Annotated in this window: 5 protein-coding genes; 4 read left to right on the top strand and 1 reads right to left on the bottom strand. The window is 71.2% G+C overall.

Features of this window, described 5'->3' with window-relative positions; all coding sequences use genetic code 11:
* Nucleotides 1-98 precede the first annotated feature (98 nt).
* The 4 genes from QRN56_RS24645 to QRN56_RS24660 all read left to right on the top strand — a co-directional run bounded on the left by QRN56_RS24645 (nucleotide 99) and on the right by QRN56_RS24660 (nucleotide 5606).
* Complete coding sequence (locus QRN56_RS24645; RefSeq protein WP_285107756.1) at nucleotides 99-701, top strand: hypothetical protein; 603 nt, start codon at nucleotides 99-101, stop codon at nucleotides 699-701.
* 56 nt (nucleotides 702-757) lie between these two features.
* Complete coding sequence (locus tag QRN56_RS24650; RefSeq protein ID WP_285107758.1) at nucleotides 758-1759, top strand: sugar phosphate isomerase/epimerase family protein; 1002 nt, start codon at nucleotides 758-760, stop codon at nucleotides 1757-1759.
* 158 nt (nucleotides 1760-1917) lie between these two features.
* Nucleotides 1918-4584, top strand: a complete 2667-nt coding sequence (locus tag QRN56_RS24655) for a PQQ-dependent sugar dehydrogenase (RefSeq protein WP_285107760.1) — start codon at nucleotides 1918-1920, stop codon at nucleotides 4582-4584.
* Nucleotides 4584-5606: a sugar phosphate isomerase/epimerase family protein gene (locus tag QRN56_RS24660; RefSeq protein ID WP_285107762.1), complete on the top strand. Its 1023-nt coding sequence runs from the start codon at nucleotides 4584-4586 to the stop codon at nucleotides 5604-5606. Before QRN56_RS24655 ends, QRN56_RS24660 begins: the two co-directional genes overlap by 1 nt.
* Before the next feature lie 98 nt (nucleotides 5607-5704).
* Here QRN56_RS24660 and QRN56_RS24665 read toward each other — a convergent pair whose 3' ends face one another.
* Complete coding sequence (locus QRN56_RS24665) at nucleotides 5705-6325, bottom strand: GNAT family N-acetyltransferase (RefSeq protein ID WP_285107764.1); 621 nt, start codon at nucleotides 6323-6325, stop codon at nucleotides 5705-5707.
* Nucleotides 6326-6853: the final 528 nt, after the last annotated feature.

The following is a 6853-nucleotide window of genomic DNA, read 5'->3' on the forward strand; positions in this document are numbered from 1 at the left end:
TGACCACCGGCCACCACCCTCGGCACGGGAGGGAGTCGCTCCCGCCCCGTGCCGAGGGTCCTCCCGGGCCGGCGGCCCCTGAATCGAGAGGGACGGACATGCAGAGGTTCACGCGCCTCGGTGCGGCGCTGGCACTGGGGCTCGGACTCGCCGTCGGGCCGCTCGCCGCGGCGCCGGCGTCGGCGCACGGCGGGAAGATCGACATCGAGCTCGGCACGGACGGCGCCGGCGGCATCTCCGCCGCACTGGTCTGGGCAGGCGACCAGCACCCCGTCGAGGAATCGGCCGTGGTGGAGGTCCGGGCGGTCTCCGACGCCGGTGACGAGGTGGGCCCGATCACGCTTGTCTCGGCGTCCGAGGGCGTCGGCTGGTACCGCTCGGAACCCGCGGTGCTCGACGAGGGGCACTGGACGGTGACCGCGCGGGTCAAGGAGCCGGCCAAGGCGAAGGTCGAGACCGAGGTCGACGTGGTGGCACCGCCCGCCGCCGAGCAGGCAGAGCCCGAGCAGGCAGAGGCCGGGGCGAGCAGCTCGCAGCCGGCCGAGACCACCACCGGGGCGGACGGGGCAGGCACGGCAGCACGGACGGACGACGTCGCATCGGCGTCGAGCGGTCTGCCGGGCTGGACCGGCTGGGTGCTGGGCGCGCTCGTCGTCGCGGGAGCGGCGACGGCCGTTCTCCGGCGCAGGCGTACTCCCTGACCGAACACCGATGGGCACGACCGGCGAAGCCGGATCGTCACGCACAGGAGGAAACCATGGCACGACCGATCACCCTCTTCACCGGCCAGTGGGCCGATCTGCCGCTCGAGGAGGTGGCACGCCTCGCGTCGGAGTGGGGCTACGACGGGCTGGAGCTCGCCTGCTGGGGCGACCACCTGGACCCGTGGCGCTGGGACGACGACGAGTACGTCGCCGGACGCCTCGAGCTGCTGGAGCGGTACGGCCTCAAGGTGTGGGCGATCTCCAACCACCTCAAGGGCCAGGCCGTCTGCGACGACCCGATCGACCAGCGCCACCGCGACATCGTCTCCGACCGGGTGTGGGGCGACGGTGACCCCGAGGGCGTGCGGCAGCGCGCAGCGGAGGAGATGAAGAACACCGCGCGGCTGGCCGCGAAGCTCGGCGTCAAGACCGTGATCGGGTTCACCGGTTCCGCGATCTGGAAGTACGTGGCGATGTTCCCGCCGGTCTCCGACGCGGCGATCGAGGCCGGCTACCAGGACTTCGCCGACCGCTGGAACCCCATCCTCGACGTGTTCGACGAGGTGGGGGTCAAGTTCGCCCACGAGGTGCACCCCAGCGAGATCGCCTACGACTACTGGACCACCGTCCGCACGCTCGAGGCGATCGGCCACCGCGAGGCGTTCGGCCTCAACTGGGACCCCAGCCACATGGTGTGGCAGGACCTGGACCCGGTCAGCTTCCTCTGGGACTTCAAGGACCGGATCTACCACGTGGACTGCAAGGACACGAAGAAGCGCATGACGAACGGCCGGAACGGCCGCCTGTCGTCGCACCTGCCGTGGGCCGACCCGCGTCGCGGCTGGGACTTCGTGTCGACCGGGCACGGCGACGTCCCCTGGGAGGACGCGTTCCGGATGCTCAACACGATCGGCTACGACGGCCCGATCTCCGTGGAGTGGGAGGACGCCGGCATGGACCGCCTCGTGGGCGCGCCGGAAGCCCTCCAGTTCGTGCGTTCCCACGCGTACGACGCGCCGGACTCCGCGTTCGACGCCGCGTTCTCGACCCGCTGACCCGCACCCGCTGACCAGGAGGTACGTCACCGAGCCACCCGCACCACACCGGTGTCGCCGTACGGCACCGGACCCGCAGGAAGACCGGGCCCCGGACGAATGGGATGCGCACGAGGCCCGGCCGGCGTGACCAACTCGACGAGGAGCTGCATCACGAGATGAAGACTATCGAGACGCGCGTTCACGCGCGCCAGAAGAGAACGCTGGCGGCGCTCGCGGCCGCCGCGCTGGTCGGGACGGCACTCGTGGCCGCGCCGACGGCGTTCGCGCACGACGGCCACGACGCCGCCGGCCCCGCGGACGCGGCGGCCGCCGCGGACACCGACTGGGGCAACTACGAGAAGATTCTGCTCACCAAGGACGTGGGCGAACCGATCGACATGGCGGTCCTGCCCGACCAGCGGGTGCTCCACACCGCCCGCAACGGCGACGTCCGGCTGACCGACCCGGCCACGGGCGTCACCCGCGTCGTCAACACCCTGGACGTGTACGCCAACTCGGAGGACGGCCTGCAGGGCATCGCCCTGGCGCCCGACTTCGCGGAGAGCAACCAGGTCTACCTCGTGTACGCGCCGCGGGACGCGGACGGCGACGGCGTGACGGACACACCGGCGGGCAACGCGCCCAACACGCTGCCCGCGGGCGAGGACGAGAGCTACTGGGACCAGTGGGTGGGCGTGAACCGCCTGGCCCGCTACACCTGGACCGGCGACGGGCTCGACCTCGACTCGGAGCAGGCGATCCTCGACATCGAGGTGCAGCGCGGCCAGTGCTGCCACGTCGGCGCCGACATCGACTTCGACGGCGAGGGGAACCTCTACCTCTCGACCGGCGACAACACCCCGGCCGGCACGCCGGGCGCCAACGGCTACGCCCCGAACAACGACGCCCCGAACATGAACCCGGGCTTCGACTCGCGGCGCGGGGCGGGAAACACCAACGACCTGCGGGGCAAGATCCTGCGGATCGACGTGAAGGACGAGATCCCCGCCGGCACGGCGCCGGGCGAGGGCAGCACCTACGACGTCCCCGCGGGCAACCTGTTCGCCCCCGGCACGGAGGGTACGCGCCCCGAGATCTTCGTGATGGGCGTGCGCAACCCGTTCCGCATCGAGGTGGACCCCCAGACCAACTCCCTGACCTGGGGCGACTACGGGCCCGACGCCGGCGCCGCGAACGCGGACCGCGGGCCGATGGGCTACGTGGAGTGGAACGCCGTGGGCCTCGACGACCCGCACAACTCCGGCTGGCCGTACTGCCACGGCCCGAACGCGGCCTACAACGAGTGGAACTTCGAGACCGCCACGCCGCGCGAGTTCTTCGACTGCGCGGCGCCGGTCAACAACTCCCGCTGGAACACGGGCCTGACCAACCTGCCCCCGTCGCGGGCGGCCACCCTGTACTACGGCGACCAGGCGGGCCAGCAGCCCCGGGACGAGCTCGTGAGCTTCGGCTCGGGCAGCGGCCAGGCGCCGATGGGCGGCCCGGTCTACCACTACGACGCCGACAGCACGGCCCCGGGGAAGTTCCCCGAGTACTGGGACGGCAAGGCGTTCTTCGGCGAGTTCTCCCAGGACTACTACGCCGCGTTCAGCGTGGACTGGTCCACGTTCGAGGTCGGCGAGATCGAGGACTTCTTCCCCAACTCGGCGCTCACCGCCGCCGGCATGCCGATCAACGACAACCCGATCGACCTCGAGTTCGGCCCGGACGGCTCGCTGTACGTCCTGGAGTACGGCGACGGGTTCTTCCGGCAGAACCCGGACTCCGGGCTCTACCGCATCGATCACGCCGAGGGCAACAAGGCGCCGCAGGCGCAGTTCACGGCCACGCCGGAGTCGTCCCCGTCCGCGCCGGTGGAGGTCGCGTTCGACGCGTCGGGCTCCAGCGACCCGGACGGCGACACGCTCACCTACGAGTGGGACGTCGACGGTGACGGCACCTTCGACCTGACCGGCCCGGAGGTCACGCACACCTATACCGAGCTCGGCGTCTACACGGCCCGCCTGCGCGTCACCGACGGCAGCGGCAAGCGCACGCTCACCTCGACGTCGATCAGCGTCGGCAACGAGGCGCCCGAGATCACCGTCGACTTCCCGGCCGACGGCGGTTTCTTCGACTGGGGCGACGAGGTCGCCTTCCAGGTGACCACGAACGACGCCGAGGACGGCACCGAGACCGTCTGCGAGCGGGTCGCCTGGTCGTACGGCCTCGGCCACGACGAGCACGCGCACCCCGAGGTGTCGGGCACCGGCTGCACCGGCGTCTTCCCGACCGACCCCAACTCCCCGGAGCACGGCGCCGGCGCGCACCTGTACGGCGCCGTCGTCATCACCTACACCGACAACGGGGCCAACGGCCTGCCGCCCGCCGCCGGCGAGGCGACGCTGCGCCTGAACCCCAAGCTGCAGCAGGCGGAGCACGCGACCCTGAAGGGCGTCGAGGTGGTCCAGGACGAGACGGCCTCGGCCGGCGCGTACGTGACCGGCCTCGGCAAGAAGGACTCGCTCGCCCTGGAGCGGGTGAGCCTGTCCGGGATCGACAGCGTGACCGCGACGGTGCGCGGCAAGGGGCAGCTCCAGCTCCGCTGGGGCTCGCCCACGGCCAGGCCGTTCGCGAGCGCGAAGGTGAACGCGCGCACGTGGAAGGACGTCGACCTGTCGTTCCGCGACCGCGACCAGACGGGGACGCTCTACGTCACGGCGACGGGCACCCTCGACGTGGACGCCCTGACGATGGTCGGCGAGGGCGTCGGTACGCCCCCCGCTGCCGAACAGAACTCGACCGGCCCGTCCGGGGCCGCTCGGACCGAAGGAGAGCAGTGATGGAATCACGCACTGACGTCAACCGCAGGAACTTTCTGAGGCTGGCCGGCGGCACCGTGGCCGTGGGTGCGGCGACGCTGGCCGGTGCCGGTCTCGCGGGCAGCGCCGCCGCGGCGACGCTCGCCCCGGCGACGGCGGCGACCGGGGCAGCGGCCGCCGGCCGGGGCGGGGGCCGCGTGCTCGTGCCCGCCGGCCACATCGGCATCCAGCTGTACTCGATCAGGGACAAGGTCTCCTCGCTCGGCTTCCGCACCGTCTTCGAGCGGCTGGCCGACATGGGCTACGCCGAGGTCGAGTTCGCCGGGTACACGCAGGGCCAGGTCGGGGCGATCACGCCCCAGGAGATCCGGCAGCTGCTCGACGACAACGGCCTGAGGGCCGTGGGCTCCCACCGCGGGATCTCGGACTTCGCCAACAACATGGAGCAGGAGCTCGACATCGCCGAGACCCTCGGCATGGAGCACGTGGGCACCGCGCAGGCGCCCACCAGCAACCGCACGGTGGCCGGCTACCTCGCCGCCGCCGAGCAGTTCAACGGCTTCGGCGCGGCGGCGCGCGCCCGCGGCCTGAAGTTCTACCAGCACAACCACGACGGGGAGTTCGGCTTCGCCACCGACAACCCCGACGTGCGGCTCTACGACGTCTTCTACGACAACACCGACCCCCGGAAGGTCTTCCTCGAGATGGACGTCTACTGGGCGTTCGTGGGGCAGCACCGCTACCCGGGCTTCGAGCCGGTGGACTACGTCAAGCGCAACCCGCACCGCTACCCGCTCCTGCACCTCAAGGACGGCGACGCGAACCCGGCGAACACCGGTGGCTACGACATCGTGGAGTTCGGGGCCGGCGACCTGCCGTACACCGAGTTCCTGTCGGCGCTCGCGGGCTCGGGCCGGCGGCACGGCATCTGGGAGCAGGACAACGCCGCCTCGGTGGCCGCACCCGGCTACCCGGTCGACTCGTTCGGCAACGCCGAGCGGTCGTACGTCGAGATCCGCTCGCTGCGGGCCGAGCGCTGCTGATCCGGCGCGCGCAAGAGGGCTCGCAGCAGGGCTCGCAGCAGGGTGAGTGAGGTGTGGCCGACGCCGGAGGGCGCCGGCCACACCTTTCTGCCGGCGGACTACGCCTGCGCGCGCAGCAGCACGAGGTCGTCGTGATCCAGGTCGCCCACCCGCTTGGTGCGCCTGCCGACCACCTCGAAGCCGCTCTTGCCGTAGAAGGCCTGGGCGCGCTCGTTGCGCGCGTTGGTGCCGAGCCAGAACGGCAGCCCGGGACCGAGCTGGGCCGCGGCGTCGACGGCGCTCCGCATGAGCGCGCCGGCCACCCCGCCGCCCAGGACGTCGGGGTGCACGTAGATCTTGGACAGCTCGACGTAGGGCGCCTCGCGCCCGGTGGCCGCCAGGACGGCCTCGGCCTCGGCCGCGCCCTCGGGCCGGCCCAGGACGAGGAGCGCGTAGCCGAGCAGGCGCGTTCCGTCGTCGTGGACGAGCAGTGCGTGCTCCGCGCTGGTGGCCCACTCCCGGAAGTGGCCGGGCGTCAGCTTGTGCGCGATGTGTGTGGCCATGTCGGACGGCGGCGTGCCGGGCGGGCAGGCCAGGGGAAAGGTGAGGGCGGCGAGCCAGGCGGTCTCGGCCGCGTCGTCGATGCCCGCCCGGCGGACGCCGCCGGGGCGCGCTCCCGGGGCGGTGCGCCGGTCGGTCAGGTTCCCGGCGGACGGCGCCGGTGAGTGCTCAGGTGTCACGACACGAACGTAGTACGCGGCCTCGGTACGCGGCCTCGACGTGCGGACGAGGCACGGGGAGCGGAAAATGATCGTGCGGGAGCGGCAACGGACGGCACGTCGAGGTGTGCGGGCCAGGGGCTTGTGCCTCAGGTGCGTGGCCCCGGTCACAAGCGCTGTCCGATGTTTGCTCATGGGCTATTCAAATACGTCCTGACCTGCGGAAACATGGTGTGCCGCAGGCCACTGCGCCCGAGTTGGCGTGTACGCGGGATCGTGTGTAATGTTCTCCAGGTCAGCCCGACGGGCAGACGGACACCGGGTAGGAAACGAACCGAGTGGCCGCGCCGGGGTTGAAACCCACATCGCAGGATCGAGGAACTTTGTGTTCCCCGGAATCGAGTGGGTCGCCATATTCGGCAAGCAGGTTGCAATTCCTTCCAGTTCTGAGAAACGGAAGCGAATTTGATCGGCCGAAAGAATCTGGTAAGCTAGAGGAACTGCCCCGGACAGGGAAGCGAACGAAAAGGTCGCGGCTCTGACGGTGTG

Source organism: Promicromonospora sp. MEB111, from assembly GCF_030209445.1.
Taxonomy (GTDB): domain Bacteria; phylum Actinomycetota; class Actinomycetes; order Actinomycetales; family Cellulomonadaceae; genus Promicromonospora.